The organism is Pseudoalteromonas sp. G5_S1_14_S5 (assembly GCF_054968605.1).
Genome location: NZ_JBQKUM010000027.1, coordinates 30,021 through 48,838, shown reverse-complemented (window position 1 = coordinate 48,838; position 18,818 = coordinate 30,021). Strand labels below are relative to the sequence as shown.

Sequence of the window (18,818 nt, the reverse complement as noted above, 5' to 3'; positions counted from 1 at the left end):
ACCGCTAAACTTCCGCACCTAACTGAGCAAGAAAGCCGCGCATGTAGTCGGTGCGCTTGTTAGCTTCTAACTTGGCGGATTCGGTATTCATGGTTTTAGCGAGCTTAAACAGCTTCACGTAGAAGTGATCGACGCTGTAATGCTTGTCATCTAAGTCACGTTGAGTCGCGAATGGGTCTTCGTGGTTGTAAAGTTCAGCGTTAAAGCTTTGACCCACGTACAGGCAGCGAGCAATACCAATTGCACCGAGAGAATCAAGGCGATCTGCATCTTGGACGATTTGCGCTTCTAAGGTTTCCGGTGTGATGTTGGCGCTATAGCTGTGGGTGACAATGGCATGATGGATCTCATCAAGATAGGTTGCGGGGTAATTGATAGACTTAAGGAAAGCGATCGCCTTGTCTGCTGCCATTTTCGAGCTTTGAGCTTTGTCTGGATGGTTCTTAGGAAAGGTAAAGCAATCATGAAGATAAGCCGCAGGTAACACGACTTCAAGCTTAGCTTGTTCTTGAGCACACAATGCCTTTGCAGTTTTAACGACACGCTTAATGTGGCTGATATCGTGCGCTGCATCTTGTGTCATTTCTTGCTTTGCAAAATCAAGCAGTTGGTCTTCAAACTTTTCCTTCACGCGGCTCTGTCTCCGTTACTGATGTTGCTTAATACCTAACATTTATTTCAAATCGACTGTAACAGCTTCAAGCGCGAGTTTTTATCTTTTATAAAAACTATACCAACAAAAACACCGACTCTGTGAGTCGGCTTGATAGAGAGGCTTGTCTACGTTGATAAAAGCATTATCAAAGGTAGTGAGAGCTTAAGCGGCAGCTTGTTGAAGCTGTGTTAATACATCATGCAGAGAAGGGCTGATGGTATGCCCAAGCGCTTTTACTTCATCACATGGCTCTACTAAATCAGGGATTTGGAAGCTGATCATATTGGCAGCCATTGATGCTCGAATACCGTTGTTTGAATCTTCAAACGCCAAGCAAGTTTCAGGTGCAACACCTAGGCGTTCGGCCGCCAATAAGTAGATCTCTGGGTGAGGTTTACCATTAGTGACTTCGCAGCCTGTGCTTAGTGAAGTTAAGTAAGAATCTAGGCCTGCTAACTCAAGCTTCTTCTTTGCGATATCTAGCTGAGTTGAGGTTGCCACTGCGATTGGAATGTCGTTCGACTTTAGCCATTCCAGCAGCTCTATCACGCCATCTTTGACCGGAATCGCTTGGTTCTTAACAATTGCGCTATAGCGTGTACGCCATTCATTATTTAGAGCCGGATAATCAAGATCTTCGCCATAACCATTTCTAAAGATCTGTTCGATAGTTTTTGCGTTACAGCCGATGATGCCTAAGTAAACGTCCTTTAAAAAAGGGACACCCTGCGCGTGACATGCTTCTTCAAATATCTGCATACACAGGCGCTCAGTATCAAGGAGTAGGCCATCCATATCAAAAATAGCTGCTTGGAATTTCATATCCGTGGTTCTTTATGTGTTGTGGTCATAAGGGTGAGTATTTTTACATAGCCACTAGGTATAGGCGAGTCAAAGCTTTGTGAAAAAACGAGAAGTTTTATTGCAAGCAGTACTCAGAGTTTGGTTTTTTTACGATCAAGGTGATATGCATCTTGTTGTTTTAATAGCCAAAAGATCTTATAGGTTAATTTTATATATTTCGATGTTCTAACAGAAACAATGAACATCAGAATGCATAACAATCTAGCGGCTATGCTCGAACGAAAAATTACATTCTTGATACTTATTGGTCTGTTATCGTGACCATAATCTTATAAAAAACAATCCATTAAAACGCTCAATGATTGTGTGATCTACCAATAAGTAACGCATTGAGCATAAAGACAGAATAACTCTAGTCCACATTTTAGCAGGGTTGCTTATGTTGTATTTTGAGTTTCTATTTTTGCTTATTGTCCTTTATATCGGTTCTCGTTATGGCGGTATTGGTTTAGGGGTTGTTTCGGGCATTGGTTTGGTGATTGAGGTCTTTATCTTCAAGATGCCCCCAACATCGCCACCGGTCACTGTGATGCTGATTATTCTCGCGGTCGTGACTTGTGCGTCGATCCTTGAAGCGGCTGGTGGCCTGAAGTACATGTTACAAGTCGCGGAGAGGGTACTGAGAAAGAACCCGAAACGCGTCACAATGATAGCCCCATTCGTTACCTATTCGATGACGTTCCTGTTGGGGACTGGCCACGCGGTTTATTCAATCATGCCTATCATTGGTGATGTGGCATTGAAGAACGGGATTCGTCCTGAGCGCCCGATGGCAGCAGCTTCTGTTGCATCTCAACTAGCGATCACAGCATCGCCAATCTCGGCAGCCGTGGTTTATTACTTGGCGCAGCTATCGGATATTCAACACTCTATCACTTTGCTTTCGATTCTATTGGTGACGGTGCCTGCAACGCTATTCGGTACTTTTCTGCTTTCTCTATATAGCCTAAAGCGCGGTAAAGAACTGAATGACGATCCTGAGTACCAAGAGCGTTTAAAAGATCCTGAGTGGAAAAAGCGCATTGATAGCACCACAGCAACATCTTTAGATGAGGTGCTACCTACTTCGGCTCGTAACGCAGTATTAATTTTCCTACTTTCTATTGTCGTGATCGTCATTGTGGCGATGGTGCCTGAGATCAGAACCATTGTAGACGGCGACAAGCCAATCAAGATGTCGGTCATCATCCAAATGATGATGCTCTGCTTCGGCGGTATCATTTTACTGGCAACCAAAACTGACCCACGTGACGTGCCAAATGGTGTGGTATTTAAATCGGGTATGGTGGCGGCGATTGCTATCTTCGGTATCGCTTGGATGTCAGATACCTATTTCCAATACGCAATGCCTCAGTTCAAATCTGGCATCGTTGAAATGGTCACTAACTACCCTTGGACGTTCGCACTAGCACTATTCATCGTATCGGTTGTTGTGAACTCGCAAGCGGCAACGGCACGTATGATGTTGCCTGTTGGTCTTGGCCTAGGGTTAGACCCAGCGCTGCTTATCGGCTTGATGCCAGCGGTTTACGGCTACTTCTTCATCCCGAACTACCCATCAGATATCGCAACGGTGAACTTCGATGTCTCTGGCACAACTAAGATTGGCAAGTGGTACTTCAACCACTCATTCATGTCGGTGGGTTTAATCGGTGTCGTAGGTGCATGTTGTTTAGGCTACGCACTAGCACAGATTTTTATCGCTTAGTGTAATTAGCTCTTGTTGAAATAGCCAAGACGACAACGAAAAACAGCGCCTGAATTGGCGCTGTTTTTGTTTTGGGATAATTGAAGCACTGACTTTCTGAGTCGATATTAATGGGCTTCAAAAGCGAGCGACTCAATCGCTTCTTCAATAGTTGGGAAGTGAATTTTCATTAGGCACACTTCGGCTTTCTGGAACTCATGATTGCGAATCAGTTTGGTCACGCTTTCAATCGAATATTGCTCAGGTCGTTTGGTGAGAGATAGTTTATTTGAGTTGGATTTAAGTGAATAGCTGTTACCTTCAGAATCAATGAGGTAATCATCTTCGCCCAAGATCATGTCTGAGCATTCTGCTTGAAAGTCACTCTCGGATGCGACGTAAATCAGTTCATCATCGCCGTCGAGTTTTACTAAAGATGGCCAATGGATCATTTCAGCCTCTGAATTATATATGTTGAAGTGTATCGACTATAAACAGTTTTGAGCCTTGGATCATCTATTGATCTAGCTGTCCTAAACGTTACTTACTTAAAGAGCTAAGTGCTCAAAGAGCGGCCTAGCGGTGCAAAATAGCCTTGTATCGCGTTGTAGATTTCCTTTCTATGCGCGAGGTCTGGATAGAGGGGGAACATATCCGGCTTTGTTGTGCCATCGACTAGGTACGAGTTTTCGATATCTGAGCAAGATTCAATGGCAGACTCAAAAGCACGCGCCATCATCTCTGTTGGTAAGGAGAAGTAACGAGCTGACGTCGCTTTGTCGGCTATGACACTTCGGGCAACGTAATCGTGTTTATCCAAGTGATTTTCGCTGAGTAGCGTGGCATCGAACAGCGACATCAGACTCTCGTTTAATGGATGGGGTCGCACCTTTCTGTCGTATAGCCAACAATCGCTGGCAAACATGATGTGTTTACGAGGCCCTGAAGTATCGCCAATCTCAAACGCCTTTTCAGCGATGTAGTGATCAAATGCATGCCAAAACTCGTGGGCCAGCGCACCAGCACCTGCGTTTTTCGCGAGTGCTAATTCACGCTGGTTGGGTGCGTAATGCGCTTGCACGCCTTTTCTGCCACCACTGCCAAATGCCAGTCCTAGTGTGCCACGCAAGCCTATCGCTTCAGGTGGCAGAGCCAAAATATAAGCCAGGTCTGCTAAAGAATCGAATATCAAGTTCGCAGCTAAGTCCTTCTCCTCTTTAGTTACCCAAGCGCCCACACGAATACTGCCCATACCGAAAGTCTGTTTAATGTCCATGAAAGACACCTGATCGCCGTGTCGGTAGTCTGGGCCTCTGCGGGTTTTGTACTTAAAGTGGGTTAACTTCAAAGTAGTCCTTAGAAATGAGTGTATAACGTAAATACTGTCAGGTACGGCTTAGTGCCTTATAAACCTAAGCCGAGGAAGTTACCACTTTTCGTCGCCAATTTCTGAATAAAATGACTTTGGGTTAGGTTGAAGAGCCTACCATGAGGTGGGATCGCCTTCGCGGGTGAGTGGAAATAAAGGTTCATCGGGTTTGGCGTAACTTAGTCGTTGTAGTCTTTGGGTTACATGATAGCTGTCTAACCCCGATATGGTGACTGTGTCTAAAGCCTCCAAATCCAAGTATCCATCGGGCATAAAGGCGTTTTTTGGGGCGTGAAGCGTGACGACTTCGCCAATCAACATTTGGGTGTGATTGCTCTCTATCTGAATATGTTCTTTCAATTCCAACCCAATTTTCAAAGCGCTTTCTAATACAAACGGTGCTGAGAAGTCATCGTCATAATAAGGTGTCAGGCCGACCGACTCGAACTCAGATACTTCTTTAGGATATCGTGCAGAGGTTTGGTGAGCTTTCTTGAAAAAATCAGCGCCAATACTGTTGATTGTGAAGTGTTTGGTCTCGAGAATGTTGTCCAAGGTGTGGCGGCGTCTTTTACACGGGCGGACAATAAAACCAAATAGTGGAGGGTGAGAGCCTAAATGTACCACCGAGCTTATCACAGCCAAGTTTGCTGCTCCTTGACTGTCACAGCTGCCAATCAAATTCGCACTCTTGAATCCTGACAATGAGTTGACTAGACGAGTGCGCTCTCGCTGCTCCATGGCTTGAAGATCCTTCTTTGACAGGGTGATTTCCTTCATACCTTTCTCTTCCTACTTGATTAAATGAATCTGTGTTTATGATCCAATATGTACGAACATGGGCTTTTTATCGATCAGGAAAATTATCCGTATCATGAGCTACCATTACGTCTGCATGAAAGGTGAGTCTTTTGGGATTACTGTAACTGATTGGAAGGCGTTAAGTTGTGGAGTAGCACCAAGAAAGTACTACTCCGTTGTTGTTTTGTTAGAAGCACCTGTTGTGTATTCAAACCGATCTAAAGTTATGTATTTGAATATCATCCAAAGTATCGCAATAGAAAGGCCCACTGAACTCCAATAAGGCTTGCGGCATCTCTATGGTTTCGGCTAAAACGTTGTGCTCTTATAAAGAAACATTGACCGAAGCCTTCATTGATTTCATGTACTTCTGCTCTCCGCCAAAGATAATTACAGAAGGGAAGGCTAACGGGTAAAAGCTTTCCCGTTCGGATTTTACTTCGATGACCATCTTGTACTTAATTTTGTTCATCTCGAGTTTTAAGTATCCTGCGCAGGAATCTACCTCTCTTCTCATTGTTCTGATTTATATGTCCACCCATGCATCTAAACAAAGTAGGCCAGTTTTATTGTCTAGAATGAGCAATGTACAAAACTATGAAAGAGTGCAGAGAAATCGTGTAATTTGACGGCTGAATTACACGGATTAATATCAATAAATTATTGATTTAAATGTTTTTAATTTTATTTTTCTTGCATTTGGTTTGGCGATTTTTAACGGTGTGATTAGCCCATATTGAGTTTCTAACGCCAATATTTGGAGAGAGGGTACTTCTTGATGTGTGGTACCAATGCTTTCTTTAGCGATATGTTTAAAGGCTTGAGATAATTTAATTTGCTATTGCAGCCATTCGCTATTGAGCGATACCATATAGGACTATTTCTTTGGAAAAGATTTGATTATGTCAGATGAAAAACTCGCACTAGAGTGGATGCGCCAACAGGCACACAAAGTAGACCCATACGTTATTAATCCATCGTTTGATGAGTGCGTTGAGCTGCTTGATCCTGCCTTTAAGAAGGGCAAAAGTGTTGCGCAGCTAAAGTATCTGTTATCAGAAGCGGATCGTAGGGCTGGCGCGGCGGAACGTAAGCATGCGGCTTTAAAATACGCCAAAGAGAAAAGCCCAAATGCTGGTCAAATCTTGCGACTGCAAAGCAAGCTGCAACAAGTTCAGTTGGCTCTCAAGCTTGCCACTGGCGACAACAACATGACCATATCCCAGTTCTGTGCGGAGTATGAAGTCTCTAAGCGTGATGGCAATACAGCATGGAATGAGAAGCTGGTAGAGCAGAATAAAAGAAGATAATAAAACAACAAGAGGTACTTAAATGAGCCTTTTAAACGGGCTCATTTTCGTTGTGCGCTTGAGAAAACCTGTCAAGGATGAATATTATCGAGCTGACCGACTACGTTTACCTCTAAATTTATCTTGCTTCACAACATACAACTTCCATTTTAAGTGATTAAAGTGCTAGCTAATCAGATAAGTCACCTATTATTTTTTGGTTGTGCTCTAAATCGTGTTTTTGGTGAACTATTGGATTTATGTTTGTTTGTTTTAGGGCCCTCGGCTTCCAAGGCAAGTTTAAGAACACCAATTATACACTTTGTTATTTGATAATAAATTATCGTAAAACAATAACACCTTCTTGCTCTGAGTTTGATTTGCTTTTAGTATTTAACCTGTCAACTTAACAGGAACATTAACTATGCCTAACATCCAAAAACAAAGCCGACGTGTCCGCATGCTATTGCAGTCCTTTCTTGTACTTACTCCTATCATGGTGTGCTACTTTTGGTTGACCGTTGAAACCCCCTATGACTTTATAAGTTCGACAGGTATTTTTTATCTCACTTATGACATCGGGAGTTACACGATGTTGCCGCTTACTATGACAACAAGAATGGTGGCTGCGTTCACAAGCTTAGCGATGTCTAGCATCTTGATATATGCCCTAATGGTTCTGATACGTTTATTCCGTAACTATGAACGAGGCGAAATTTTTTCACTAGAAAATGCAATGTCTTACCAGAAGCTCGGGTATAGCTTGTTCTATTGGGTATTCGGCTCCGTTGTCTATGGTTCATTGATGTCAGTGATTTTGTCGTTCAATAATCCACCCGGAGAGCGCATCTTTGCGATTAGTTTTGAGGGAATGGATTTTTTGACCCTGATAGTAGGTATAATCATTTTAATCATCTCATGGGTGATGAAAGAAGGTTATATTCTGGCTGATGAGCACAGCCAAACGATTTAAAGGACTTGTCATGACTATCCGCATTAATTTAGACATTATGATGGCCAAGCGAAAAATGCGATTAAAGACATTGGCAAAAGAGGTAGGTATTACTGAAGCCAACTTGTCGGTGTTAAAGAATGGCAAGGCCAAAGCGGTAAGGTTATCGACACTAGACAAGTTGTGTGAAGTGTTAGAGTGCCAACCGGGTGACATATTGGAATTTGAAGCGAACCTTCATCAAGAGAGCGTAGCTGCCGAATAGCGAGTTCGTAAATCGTCTTCCCTTATGAAAACAATGAGTCTCGAAATTATTCGAGACTCATTCGCTCCAAACTAAACAGGCTCTCCAGCCTCGTCTTCTTCAACGATATCTTTTTCTAAACTCGCCTCTGCCAACCATTTCTTTATCGACGGACTATTCAACACACGTTGTTGATACTGTTGGGCTTTATCCGAAAGCTTGATGCCGTAGGTTTCGACTCGCAGTGCTACAGGTGCAAACATCGCATCGGCAATCGACCATTCTCCAAATAACCAGCCTTCTGGGTATCGCTCCATTTGCTCAGACCAAATGGCATCGATGCGAGCGATATCTTTCTGGGCACCTTCACTCAAAACCAGCTTTCTTTTGGCTCGGCAGTTCATTGGTAATTCATTTCTGATGTTGAAAAAACCAGAATGCATTTCTGCCGAGATAGCTCGGGCTAACGCGCGCTCTGCAACGGATGTTGGCCAGGCAGTGCCGTTTAGGTAGGCATCATTAACGTATTCGAGAATGGCGAGTGAATCCCACACTGCAACGTCACCATCAACCAGAGTCGGCACTTTTGCAGTTGGTGTCACTTTTGCTAACGTGTCATAAAAATATGGGGTGAACAGCTTAAGTTTGATGACGTCTGCGTTGAGGTTGTAATGAGTGAATATTAGCCATGCGCGCAGTGACCAAGTGGAGTAGTTCTGATTAGCGATATAAAGCTGCATAAATGCTTCCTTGCGTTTGGTGGGTATGCATTTGAGCTTAAGGGATTGTATTACGGCGCACTAACGGATAATTTTGATGCAATACATTAATAAAAACGATGGGTGGTGATTTCAATATGGATATTGATGCGTTGCGAGGCTTTCTCGCGTTTGTGGAGACCAGCAGTTTTACACGTGCTGCGAAGCAGATTAATCGCACCCAATCGGCCTTTAGTGCTCAGATGCGTAAGTTAGAGGAAGAACTGAACGTCACCCTGTTTCAAAAGGAAGGGCGCAACCTGGTTTTGACTGAAGCGGGCTTGGCATTGCGTGCCCATGCTGAGCAGCTCGTCGCACTCCACAATACGGCATTGAAACAAGTGAAGCGTTATGAAGACAAACAGCCTCTGCGATTAGGTTGCCCTGAAGACTATAACGACAGCATCTTGCCGAACGTGATTAAGCTGTTGCAGAACGCGGAACCCACGTGCTCCATTCAGATATTTAGCTTGCCGAGCATTACGCTTAGAGAGTGGCTTGATGATGGTCGGCTTGATGCTGCGATTGTGACCCGCGCTCCCGGTAGTGAAGAGGGATATTGGCTAACCAATGATGTGGGCGTTTGGATAAGCAGTCCTGATTTTGTGTTTGATGATTCTAAACCTGTCCCACTTGCTCTGTTCCAGACGGATTGTAAATATCATGCTGCGGCGGTGAATGGTTTAACTAAACAAGACACGCGATACCAGCTTTTGGCTTGTAGTAATACGGCTTCAGCGCAGCGTGCAATCGTCAAAGCGGGGTTAGCAATTGGTGCGATGGGTAAGCTCAGTGTCACGCCTGATTTGAAGATTCTCGACGACATGCCACCGTTACCTGCGGTAGACATCGTACTGTTGCTCGCGAGTAAGCATCATCCAGTATTGGACAAAGAGGTACTCAATCAGCTGGTTGAATTGGATTCTAATTAGCTCTTGCTCGGTGAGATGCATTGAGTTCGAGAGCGAACAATAAATAGAAAGGCCGAGAACATTACGTTTCTCGGCCTTGTTTTTATGGAAGAGAGCGAATTAAGAGAGCTTAAATTTACTCAGTTCTCCGTGTAAATCTCCGGCTTTTACTGTCAGTTCATTACTGATTTCTACCGATGATGTCATGGTGTCCATCACTTCCACGGCGGTGTCGTTAATGATGACGACATTACGGTTAATTTCTTCAGATACTGAACTTTGCTCTTCAGCGGCGGAAGCGATTTGATTGTTCATGTCGTTGATGACTTCAATGGCTTGGTTAATCTCAGACAGCGCTAAATGAGCGGCTTGAGTTTCGCCTTTGGTATCGTTCGCTTGCTTTTGGCTTTGCTCCATCAAGACCACGATAGATTGGGTCTCTTGCTCTAGGCGAGCTAGCATCGAACGGATCTCTTCGGTCGAACCTTGGGTACGGTTTGCTAGGTTACGTACTTCATCGGCCACCACGGCAAAGCCTCGTCCTGCTTCGCCTGCGCGTGCAGCTTCAATGGCAGCATTCAGAGCAAGCAAGTTAGTTTGTTCTGCAATACCACCAATTTCGCTCAAAATGCCTTGAATCGCAGTGCTCGAATCGACTAAGTTTTGCGTTTGTTGCTGCGCATCATTCACCTGAACTGCTAAGCTATCAACCGCGCTGGCAGCATTGTCCATACGTGTCATGCCGTTAAGGCTATTACTTTGTACTTGGCTAGCTGCGGCAGCGGCTTGCACGGCTGAGTTCGCCACTTCTTGCGCAGTTGCACTCATCTCATTGATTGCAGTGGCGAGTGAGTTCACTTCGTTTACCTGAGCATTCAACTGGTCACGGGAAACCTCTGCACGGGCTTGACCTTCAGTCGCGTTTTTATCGACTTGGTCTGCTGTTGCCATCACAGTAAGTAGCATCCCTTGTATACGAGATAGGAAGGTGTTAAACCAGTGAGCCAGTTGCGCGGTCTCATCTTTTCCTTTTACTTCGATGCGGTAGGTTAAATCGCCTTCGCCTTGTGCGGCATCTTTGAATCGCTCGACCAAGTTATTGAGAACTTTCCCCAGAGAGTTGGCGATCAATGCCATAGATATAATGCCTAGAAGAACGGCGACGACCCCCGCCCATATACCTTTTTCAAGCGCTTTCGAATTCTGTTCATCACTCCACTGGGTGTACTCGTCGACACTTTTTGTAAGGTGACTACTGGGAATCGATACCATGACTACCCACGGTGCGTCGCTGGTCTCGATAGCCGTTATGGCGTACTCATCTCCGCCAAATGTAACCAACCCAGCCCCAGACTGTTTAGCAATAGACTGAACGCGCGACCACTCTTTTTCTAGCTCTGGTGAGACTTTTTTACCAACCATGTTTCCAGCACTGCTATTGGCTAGAGTAATACCTTTCCATGAAGTGATGAGAATTTTACCTTGTCCGTCGAATAGCTGACGAGCAAGACCTTCACTCTGGCTTTGCAGTTCATGAAGTGACAAATCGAAGCCAAGTGAGCCGATGATCTTACCGTTCTGTTTGATTGGTTGGCTGATAGTAGTAATAAGTTCTTGCTTACCACGAACCGGATAGAAGTATGGTTCCATTACGAATGTTTTACCGGTTTGATAAGGCATTAAGTGCCAGTCGTCTTTGCGTTCGCCATTGCTGTTTAGCTCGGTATTGCTGAAGCTCTCCATTGCGACCGCATCAAAGCTGTTTTGGTCATTGGGAGAGAAGAAAGGGGCAAGATAGCCCTGACTATTAAAGCCTAATTCGCTGTCCAAGCTGATCTCGCCATTGAGATCGGTTTGTTGTGGCCAAGTCTTGTTCTCCCACACCATGTAGCCGGCAAATACGGCTTTGTTTTGTGCTTCTAGCGCGGCAGTAAACTGTTTAACGATAAGGTCTGCGCTAGCGTCCGTTTCTGAACTCAACTCAATGATTGAACGTGCTTGTGTTAAGTTGGCTAGTACCGGGTTAAGTTGGTTGGAAATGTTTAACCCTTGCTGAAGTGCCGTATTTTGTAAATCGGTTGTCGTAGCATCGGTTAACTGAAGTTTTACTTTCTCTGTGACTTGTTTGTTCACATCAGTAAAAGCGCTAGTGGTCATGCCCATTGCGATCAAGAGGGTGAAAGCCATCGCCCCGCCTGCACTTACCGCAATTCGCGTTCGTATACTGTTAAACATATGATCTCTCTAGCTAAATAGTGGTAGTTTTGCAGAGATTTTAAACAAGATAAGTGAACGGAAAATGCAAAAAAATGAACACAAAAAGAATAGGGAGATCAAAAATATAAACAAGATTGCATTATGTGCAATTTTGGCTTTGCTCGCAACGTTTAGATGGACATGGAAATCATCATTTAGCAATTGCTAACTTTCTGTATTTATTAGTTTTAATGATGCTTTGGAGAGTTTAATGTTTTCTTAAGACAGCGATTTTTCTTTTCGAGTTTGTGACCGCGAGTCTATTACTCATTATATGACGACGGTCACAATTAATTTTCTTTAACCCAACAAATTACCCCTCTTTTTGTAAGTAATTAAAAGAGGGACTTCGTTGTCTTAGCTCGCTCGTGTTGAATTGCTTTGTTTCTTCGGTGGCCTAACGTGGCGTGACAAGATACGACTTCGCTCTTGTTTCACTTCCGTTAGCTTTCTCCATGACCATAAACGCACGCGTGCTTCCTTGGCGCTAACTTCGAGATCGACGACTGGATTAAGGTAAGGGGAATCTGGTTCAAGCTCATGCATCATTACTTCCATTGGCGTCATTTTCCAAGGCTCAAATAGAAGTGGAGTGGGTATATCTGAGAGCTCTGGAACCCATTTTCGGATGAAGTCCCCATCAGAGTCGTGCTCTTGGGCTTGCTTTGTTGGGTTGTAAATTCGGATGGTGTTGATGCCTGTTACCCCGGCTTGCATTTGAAACTGTGGGTAATGAATGCCGGGTTCAAAATCGAGGAACATTTGCGCCAAGTGTGTGACACCATCACGCCAGTCCATGTTCATATGGTGAGTGAGAAAGCTCACCAGCATTGAGCGCATGCGGAAATTAATGTACCCCGTATGATGTAGGCAGCGCATACAGGCATCGACCAATGGCACGCCTGTCATCCCCATCTTCCATGCCTGTAGATGTGTGGGATCTTTTACCGTTTCTTTTTGTAAGAGCGCTTCATAGGCGTGATTGATACAGCGATATTCCATCGCGCATTCCGATTCAAATTTCTGCATGAAATGACAATGCCAGTGAAGCCTTGAAGAGAGCGCAATCAAGCTGCGACGAAACCCAGCGACTTGCCAGTGTCCCAATAGGTGCTGATAGACCTCACGCAGCGATATATTGCCCCAAGCTAAATATGGAGATAGACGTGTACAGGCATGTCGCGAGGCTTCTGGGCTTGAGATACTGCGGTAGTAATCTCGACCACGGCGCTCAAAGAAGTCGTGTAACGTTGCCCATGCCAGTGCACTTCCACCCGTTTGTATGCCGTTAACTTTGCTTAACCATGCTTGTGGGGGGTCCATAGCGAGTTCTAGTTCATCAGCATTAAGGGTATGTAGAGATTCTGAAGTTAATTGATTTTCTTCTATAGAGGCGCGCATGACACTGTTCCAATGCTTGTCCCAACCGATTCTGTCTTTCGATCCTCTCAAGACAGCGCCTTGTGCGAACTCTTGCCATGGGATGTCGTGCTCTTTAAGCCAATCAGAGACTTGTATGTCGCGCTCAAAAGTGCAATTTAATCCTATCTCTTGGTGAGAGAAGACATTTTTTATTTGGTAACGAGATTGAATCGCTTCAAAGCAGTCCATTGCACTGCCATAAAGTATTGAGACCTGATGTCCGTACGCCTTCAGTGACAGGTTCATGCATTGTAGAGACTGCCAAACAAACCGCCAATGTCGCTCAGAATAGTGGGCATCGTTTAGCAGCATTGGTTCGAAAATGTAGAGCAATATCGTTGGGTGTTGACCTGATAAAGCGTGTTGTAAAGGTGCATGGTCGGTGAGCCTTAAGTCGCGCTTTAGCCACACTACGTTTATTGTTTGCATTTGAGCCCTCTTTCGTTTCGATGCATTACGAGTCAGAGGGCAAAATGTCTCACTCGAAGTGAATTTTATTTTCGATAATGAAAGGGCTAGCTATGATCAACAGTGTTCATTATTAGAGAATGCCTAAGCTTTTTAGTTTTCGATAAATCGTATTACGGCTGATGCCAAGTATGCGTGAAGTTTTGCTGATGTTGCCTTGCTCATCGCATGGGTCGTAATATCGAAGCGGGCCGTATCTGGGTTAACTGTTACCATGCTTACCCAGCACATGCAGCGCTTGGTGGTTACAAGAAATCGGGCATTGGTCGTGAGACACATAAGATGATGCTCGATCATTACCAAAACACCAAAAACCTACTGATCAGCTACGATACGAATCCGCCAGGCTTTTTCTGATTACACTAAAATGGATTCAGGGGACTATTGGGACTCAGTACAAAGCGCCCTATCAACGGCGCTTATTCCCATTTTATTGCCCCGATCCAGAATGCTCTGACTCACTTTTTTGCAGTGTAATCGAGTCGAGTTCACCTAAATGTTTTACAAACAATTCGAGAAGTTTGGGCTGTCTAGGGTGGTATGCACTCAGTAATACCATCTTCTGGCTGTATTTCTTGTTGGTTATTGGTGTGATGGTGATGTGTTCATCAAAGAGTTCCAAACCAGGCCAGACTGGAACAATTGATACTCTAACCTCTTCCACCACCAGTTGAGCAATCGCCTCAAGGGAATCCAGGTCAAAAATGGTATTCTTAGTCACCCCCGTGTCGTTCATGAATCGTTCCGACATCTGCCCGCCCCAACAGGTAGGGTCATATCTAATATAAGCGTTGTTTTTCAGTATACTTGCAATATACCCTTGAATCGTTTTGCTATGAATTAATGCAAAAGGCTCATTTCTCAGTTCTCTACATCGTAATGTTTTTGGGATAGCTGAGGGAGGTGCACGATAATCGCGGCATCAAGGTCGCCATTGATAAGGCTCCGATTTAAGTCGATAGAATTCCCAGGAATGATATGAAATTTAGCCTGCGGTGCAACTTCGCGAATGGACTTGAGAGTCGATGGAATAAACGCGGTTAATGACGTTGTGTTAGCTCCTACTCTTAACGTGCCATCTAATCCCGACCCTTGTGCAACTTCAATAAGATCACGAGTCTCCCTGATAATCGATTTTGCTTTGGGACAACCGCCAAACAGGCATGTGTGGCCTGAACAGTACTTCCGGATCGTCTAAACAACTTACAATTAAACTCGCCCTCTAACGTTTGAATCCTTTGACTAATGGCTGCCAGTGTTATGCCTTGGGCACGAGCTGCAGCGGCTATTGACCCTTCCTCTACGACTGCGACAAGGCTTTCAAGAAATCGAGTATCTATAGGTTCCCTTACGAATGAATATATACAAACTTAGTTTTTCTACTTTTGTGTGGTGAGTAAAATGACTACAACTACAACTGCGGCTTAAGTCTAGAGTCGATGTCACTTTAAAAGGAAGCTTAAATGAATTTTGATTTGTGGTTTGCGTTTTTGATGGCGTGCATTGTTTTAGCTGTTTCTCCTAGTGCAGAGGCCGTGAATATGATGTCAATAACAATGAAATACGGCTTTCGCCGAAGCGTGATTTCAAATCTTGGGTTACAAGTTGGGAACATGTTCAATATTGCGATAGTTGGTGTTGGGCTTGGTGCTGTTCTTGCACAATCAGAGGTTGCGTTTATCGCTATAAAGTGGGTCGGGGCATTTTACTTAATTTATTTAGGCATCAAGAAGTTTGCCGAGACGGTGGATATTAATTTATTTAACTCAGATATTGCCTCTTTGAAAGCGCCTATTAATGGCACTTTTTTCATGGTGTAAACTGCTCGAACAAACTTTTTATTATTCGCTTTTAGAAAAGAATATCTCAGGCTTGTACGTAGGCCCAGAATTGCCTTCGAGTTGAGTCAGTTCCAAACCTTGCTTGCCGACCAAAGAAGCAACCATCTGACGGTTGAAAGGGTAGTTCTCAGTGTTGTTGATGAACTCTTCCACATCCACCCATTTAGCTTCTGCAATTTCATCCGTGTCTTGAATCGCAATCTCTTGAGTTTGAGCGATAAGGTGGCAAATAAAGTAGAGGTTTGATTTGCCAAACTGATATGGATGGCGGGTTGCCATGCCAACTACCGATACAAACTCTGCTTTGATGCCAGTCTCTTCCATGGTCTCTCTAACCACAGACTCTTCAATACTTTCGCCTAGTTCAATGTGGCCGCCAGGTAATTTATAGCCCGTCATACCATGCTCTTTGATCATCAGTACTTGGTTGTGTTCATTGGTGATCAATGCGCCAGCACCTAAGGTGTGAGTGGGAATAAAAGGCACAAATTCAACAATCTCGGATTTGTGAATCAGCGTAATTTCGTCTTCTAAGCAGTTGTGGAATACAAAACCAAGTTCAGTCGCTACAGGGATAAGGTGTGATAATGCAATTGGTAAACTGATCCAAATGATGCCTTTGTTGTTTTGCTTTGAAAATTCGGTGATCTTGTTGAGTTCAGCATGGAATGAGTCAACATCATATGTGACTGTTGCTGGATTGATGATGATGCCATTAAATTTATCGAGCGTAAATTCCACAGATGATCCTTTATGGTTTTGATTTGTTAGACGTCGAGAATTTGGTCAGCTTATATCATCTTAGGTGTCGATAACACTCCAATCATTAAAGGAGGTGTAAGAGGTAACCCCATGCCTTAGTAAACACAATCATAGGTTGAGTGTTATTATTAAAATAGTAAATTAATTATCTTTAGTTTTTATTTTAGCGATCGCTTAGGAAGTCAATCAATAACCTTAAATCCCTTTTCTACTAAAAAACTGTGCCTGCAAATGGCATTTTCCCCTTATTTAAATGAGTTTTATATAAATATAATAAGTAAGCCTCTTTTTATAAATGTTAGTTATTTGCATTTATTCGCGATACAAGGAAATATACCCAACCCAAATGAGAATCGTTTGCATTACTACTACTATATTCATTTGTTTTTTATTAGATATTACTTATTTATGGATAAAGGTTGGACCTATGGCGTTAAAAGTATCTAAGCTAGCATTTAGTGTGTGTTTATCATTAAGTTCCTTTACTGTTTTAGGGGAAGCTGTTGACCCTGATAAATTAGAAGTAATGGTGGTGACGGCTGGAAAGGTAGCCGAAGAATCACAAAAGTCCCCGATCAGTATTTCGGTGTTATCGGATTACGATGTTGAAAGAGCTGGTATCGAAAACACGTTTGATATTGTAAAAAGAACCCCAAATGTCTCCATGATTAAAGCGGGTAACCCTTCCGATGCGAGTTTTCTTTCTATGAGAGGAATTACCCCCACTATGGAAGGCTCACAATCTGTACTGTTTTTAATTGATGGTGTCATGTATCAAACGTTTGACACAGAATTACTCGATGTTGAACGTATTGAAGTATTGCGTGGGCCACAGGGTACCCTATATGGACGAAATGCTTCATCAGGTGTTATTAGCATCCATACAAAGGATCCTGACTTTTTCACTGAAGGTAGCGCCGGGTTAACCTACGGAAGTTACAACCAAATTAAGGGCAATCTTATTTCGGGCGGTGCTATTGCAGATAGCGATGAGTGGGCATACCGTACTGCGATTCAATATTCGACGGATGACGGCTATTTTACAAGGGACTTTGACGGTAAAGACGACGTTAATAACGTAAAAGACTTTAATGGTCGATTAAAAGTTCGTTGGGTACCCGTTGATCAGTCATGGGATGTAATTGCTACTGTCGATGCCCAAAATCGTAACAATGGCAATATGTCATTCGCTACACTAGACCAGATTAATCAAGATAGCCATAAAGTCTATTCCAACTTAGAGGGGCAAGCGAAAGCCGATATCCTGACTGGTTCAATTCGTGCAAATTATGCTGCAGATACTTTCGATTTTACGTCTATTACGGCTTATACCAAAGAGGATAAAGTTGACAATCAAGATTTAGACTTTACTCAAGTTGATGACCAAGAACTGTTTATTGATTCAGACTTCTCTCGCATGACACAAGAATTCCGATTGAGCTCTGATCAAAATGATGCCATTCGCTGGGTGAGTGGTCTGTACTTCTTTGATGAAACTGCCAAAAATGACATTGATATGCGCATGAAAAAGTTTGGTATGTTTAATAAAACCAAAACAAAATCAAAGGTAAGTAATTACGCAGTATTTGGTAATATTAACTATCGATTCTCTGAAAAATGGGAAGCGATTGCTGGTTTACGTTATGACTATCAGAAAGTTAAGTTTGATTATCTTGACCTTTGGAATACGCAATTTTCAAACTCAAATGGCTCAGATGAAGCTAGTTTCAATGAATGGTTGCCTAAAGCTGGGCTAAATTACTACGCCACCCCCGACATTATGATGTTTGCGAGCATCGCGCGCGGTTATAAAAGTGGTGGGTTTAACATGCTAACTCCGCCAACTATTTCACCAAAGTATGATCCTGAATACACAATAAACTATGAATTAGGAATGAAGAGTGAATGGTTAGATAATCGTATTCGCTTTAATTCGTCAGTATTCTTGATTGATTGGAAAGATCAACAAGTTGAACAGCAGATTTACCCTAAGTCCTTTACCCAAAATGCAGGAGGTACCGTTAGTAAGGGCGCTGAATTTGAGTTGTCGTGGTTAATTCAGCCTGGTTTAACGAGTTGGATTAACGGTGGGTTTAATGATGCAAGCTTCGATAATTTTGTTAGCAAGGATTACGACATGAATGGTGGCTTCACCGGTCAACATGATTATAGTGGTAATCGCCCAGCCAACTCCCCTAAATATACTTATAGTCTAGGTGTGGATTATAACTTCTTAGAAAACTACTTTATTTACGCTGATTATAACGTAACGGGTGATTTTTATTTCGATAGTGCTAACACGACTAAACAAGATGCTTATGGCGTTCTGAATTTAAGAGGTGGTTACACAAGCGATAATATTGACCTGACTCTTTGGGCGAAAAATGCATTAGATAAAGAATACCTGACACGTGCCTTCCCTATGGGGGATGGGCCAAATGAAAAATGGTACGGCCGCTCTGGTGACCCAGCGACAATTGGTGCCACTGTCAATCTAAAATGGTAGTTCTCCAATAATATACTCCCCCTCTGTTTGAGG

The 18,818-nt window shown here is 43.4% G+C and carries 20 protein-coding genes and 1 pseudogene; 8 read left to right on the top strand and 13 right to left on the bottom strand.

The genetic code is table 11. The features are described from left to right. Window positions 1-4: 4 nt before the first annotated feature. Complete coding sequence (locus ACTRWI_RS10180) at window positions 5-583, bottom strand: HD domain-containing protein (RefSeq protein WP_499131060.1); 579 nt, start codon at window positions 581-583, stop codon at window positions 5-7. Window positions 584-817: 234 nt separating this feature from the next. Next, window positions 818-1,477, bottom strand: coding sequence for an HAD family hydrolase (locus ACTRWI_RS10175; protein ID WP_499131035.1), 660 nt, complete (start codon window positions 1,475-1,477; stop codon window positions 818-820). 421 nt (window positions 1,478-1,898) lie between these two features. Here ACTRWI_RS10175 and ACTRWI_RS10170 point away from each other — a divergent pair, with 421 nt between their 5' ends. Next, a complete protein-coding gene (locus tag ACTRWI_RS10170; RefSeq protein ID WP_499131033.1) occupies window positions 1,899-3,227 on the top strand; it encodes an anaerobic C4-dicarboxylate transporter in 1,329 nt (442 codons plus the stop codon). Between the two features lie 107 nt (window positions 3,228-3,334). Here ACTRWI_RS10170 and ACTRWI_RS10165 read toward each other — a convergent pair whose 3' ends face one another. The 3 genes from ACTRWI_RS10165 to ACTRWI_RS10155 form a co-directional block, all read right to left on the bottom strand. Then, a complete protein-coding gene (locus tag ACTRWI_RS10165; protein WP_105024145.1) occupies window positions 3,335-3,658 on the bottom strand; it encodes a DUF4144 domain-containing protein in 324 nt (107 codons plus the stop codon). A gap of 104 nt (window positions 3,659-3,762) precedes the next feature. Then, window positions 3,763-4,554, bottom strand: coding sequence for a CLCA_X family protein (locus ACTRWI_RS10160; RefSeq protein WP_499131031.1), 792 nt, complete (start codon window positions 4,552-4,554; stop codon window positions 3,763-3,765). 135 nt (window positions 4,555-4,689) lie between these two features. Further along, window positions 4,690-5,355 (bottom strand): flavin reductase family protein, encoded by a 666-nt coding sequence (locus ACTRWI_RS10155; RefSeq protein WP_499131029.1) that lies wholly within the window; start codon window positions 5,353-5,355, stop codon window positions 4,690-4,692. 923 nt (window positions 5,356-6,278) lie between these two features. On the opposite strand from ACTRWI_RS10155, the gene ACTRWI_RS10150 reads away from it, so the two are divergent. From ACTRWI_RS10150 to ACTRWI_RS10140, 3 genes are all read left to right on the top strand, one after another. Then, a complete protein-coding gene (locus ACTRWI_RS10150; RefSeq protein WP_004737521.1) occupies window positions 6,279-6,686 on the top strand; it encodes a hypothetical protein in 408 nt (135 codons plus the stop codon). 403 nt (window positions 6,687-7,089) lie between these two features. Next, a complete protein-coding gene (locus ACTRWI_RS10145; protein ID WP_004737522.1) occupies window positions 7,090-7,638 on the top strand; it encodes a DUF2975 domain-containing protein in 549 nt (182 codons plus the stop codon). A 10-nt stretch (window positions 7,639-7,648) separates the two neighbouring features. Beyond that, the gene (locus tag ACTRWI_RS10140) at window positions 7,649-7,882 is read left to right on the top strand and encodes a helix-turn-helix domain-containing protein (protein WP_499131026.1); all 234 of its coding nucleotides are present in this window, start codon (window positions 7,649-7,651) and stop codon (window positions 7,880-7,882) included. Between the two features lie 71 nt (window positions 7,883-7,953). On the opposite strand, the gene ACTRWI_RS10135 is transcribed toward ACTRWI_RS10140, so the two are convergent. Next, window positions 7,954-8,601 (bottom strand): glutathione S-transferase family protein, encoded by a 648-nt coding sequence (locus ACTRWI_RS10135; protein WP_499131024.1) that lies wholly within the window; start codon window positions 8,599-8,601, stop codon window positions 7,954-7,956. A gap of 116 nt (window positions 8,602-8,717) precedes the next feature. Between ACTRWI_RS10135 and ACTRWI_RS10130 the strand changes: the two genes are divergently transcribed. Then, window positions 8,718-9,551 carry a LysR family transcriptional regulator gene (locus ACTRWI_RS10130; protein ID WP_004737525.1) on the top strand — a complete coding sequence of 278 codons (834 nt, stop codon included), beginning with the start codon at window positions 8,718-8,720 and terminating at the stop codon, window positions 9,549-9,551. A gap of 99 nt (window positions 9,552-9,650) precedes the next feature. Here the strand turns inward: ACTRWI_RS10130 and ACTRWI_RS10125 are convergent, their stop codons facing one another. The 3 genes from ACTRWI_RS10125 to ACTRWI_RS10115 form a co-directional block, all read right to left on the bottom strand. Next, on the bottom strand, window positions 9,651-11,765 hold the full coding sequence (locus ACTRWI_RS10125; RefSeq protein ID WP_499131019.1) for a methyl-accepting chemotaxis protein: 2,115 nt from the start codon (window positions 11,763-11,765) through the stop codon (window positions 9,651-9,653). A 378-nt stretch (window positions 11,766-12,143) separates the two neighbouring features. Further along, on the bottom strand, window positions 12,144-13,637 hold the full coding sequence (locus ACTRWI_RS10120) for a cryptochrome/deoxyribodipyrimidine photo-lyase family protein (protein WP_499131017.1): 1,494 nt from the start codon (window positions 13,635-13,637) through the stop codon (window positions 12,144-12,146). A gap of 112 nt (window positions 13,638-13,749) precedes the next feature. After that, complete coding sequence (locus tag ACTRWI_RS10115; RefSeq protein ID WP_499131058.1) at window positions 13,750-13,809, bottom strand: helix-turn-helix domain-containing protein; 60 nt, start codon at window positions 13,807-13,809, stop codon at window positions 13,750-13,752. Between the two features lie 26 nt (window positions 13,810-13,835). On the opposite strand from ACTRWI_RS10115, the pseudogene ACTRWI_RS10110 reads away from it, so the two are divergent. Then, a pseudogene (locus ACTRWI_RS10110) lies at window positions 13,836-14,033 on the top strand (aldehyde dehydrogenase family protein); the annotation flags it as partial. 73 nt (window positions 14,034-14,106) lie between these two features. On the opposite strand, the gene ACTRWI_RS10105 reads toward ACTRWI_RS10110, so the two are convergent. Genes ACTRWI_RS10105 through ACTRWI_RS10095 form a run of 3 tightly spaced genes read right to left on the bottom strand, consistent with a single transcriptional unit; the run spans window position 14,107 to window position 14,965 of the window. Then, entirely contained in the window at window positions 14,107-14,517 is a 411-nt protein-coding gene (locus ACTRWI_RS10105; RefSeq protein WP_499131056.1) for a type 2 periplasmic-binding domain-containing protein, read from the bottom strand. 20 nt (window positions 14,518-14,537) lie between these two features. Continuing rightward, entirely contained in the window at window positions 14,538-14,708 is a 171-nt protein-coding gene (locus ACTRWI_RS10100) for a hypothetical protein (RefSeq protein ID WP_499131054.1), read from the bottom strand. A gap of 47 nt (window positions 14,709-14,755) precedes the next feature. Beyond that, on the bottom strand, window positions 14,756-14,965 hold the full coding sequence (locus ACTRWI_RS10095; RefSeq protein ID WP_499131052.1) for a LysR family transcriptional regulator: 210 nt from the start codon (window positions 14,963-14,965) through the stop codon (window positions 14,756-14,758). 174 nt (window positions 14,966-15,139) lie between these two features. On the opposite strand from ACTRWI_RS10095, the gene ACTRWI_RS10090 reads away from it, so the two are divergent. Further along, window positions 15,140-15,496 carry a LysE family transporter gene (locus tag ACTRWI_RS10090; RefSeq protein WP_499131015.1) on the top strand — a complete coding sequence of 119 codons (357 nt, stop codon included), beginning with the start codon at window positions 15,140-15,142 and terminating at the stop codon, window positions 15,494-15,496. A gap of 21 nt (window positions 15,497-15,517) precedes the next feature. Here ACTRWI_RS10090 and ACTRWI_RS10085 read toward each other — a convergent pair whose 3' ends face one another. Next, a complete protein-coding gene (locus ACTRWI_RS10085; protein WP_499131013.1) occupies window positions 15,518-16,258 on the bottom strand; it encodes an NUDIX hydrolase in 741 nt (246 codons plus the stop codon). A gap of 448 nt (window positions 16,259-16,706) precedes the next feature. On the opposite strand from ACTRWI_RS10085, the gene ACTRWI_RS10080 reads away from it, so the two are divergent. Further along, window positions 16,707-18,785, top strand: coding sequence for a TonB-dependent receptor (locus ACTRWI_RS10080; RefSeq protein ID WP_499131011.1), 2,079 nt, complete (start codon window positions 16,707-16,709; stop codon window positions 18,783-18,785). The last annotated feature ends 33 nt before the right edge of the window (window positions 18,786-18,818 follow it).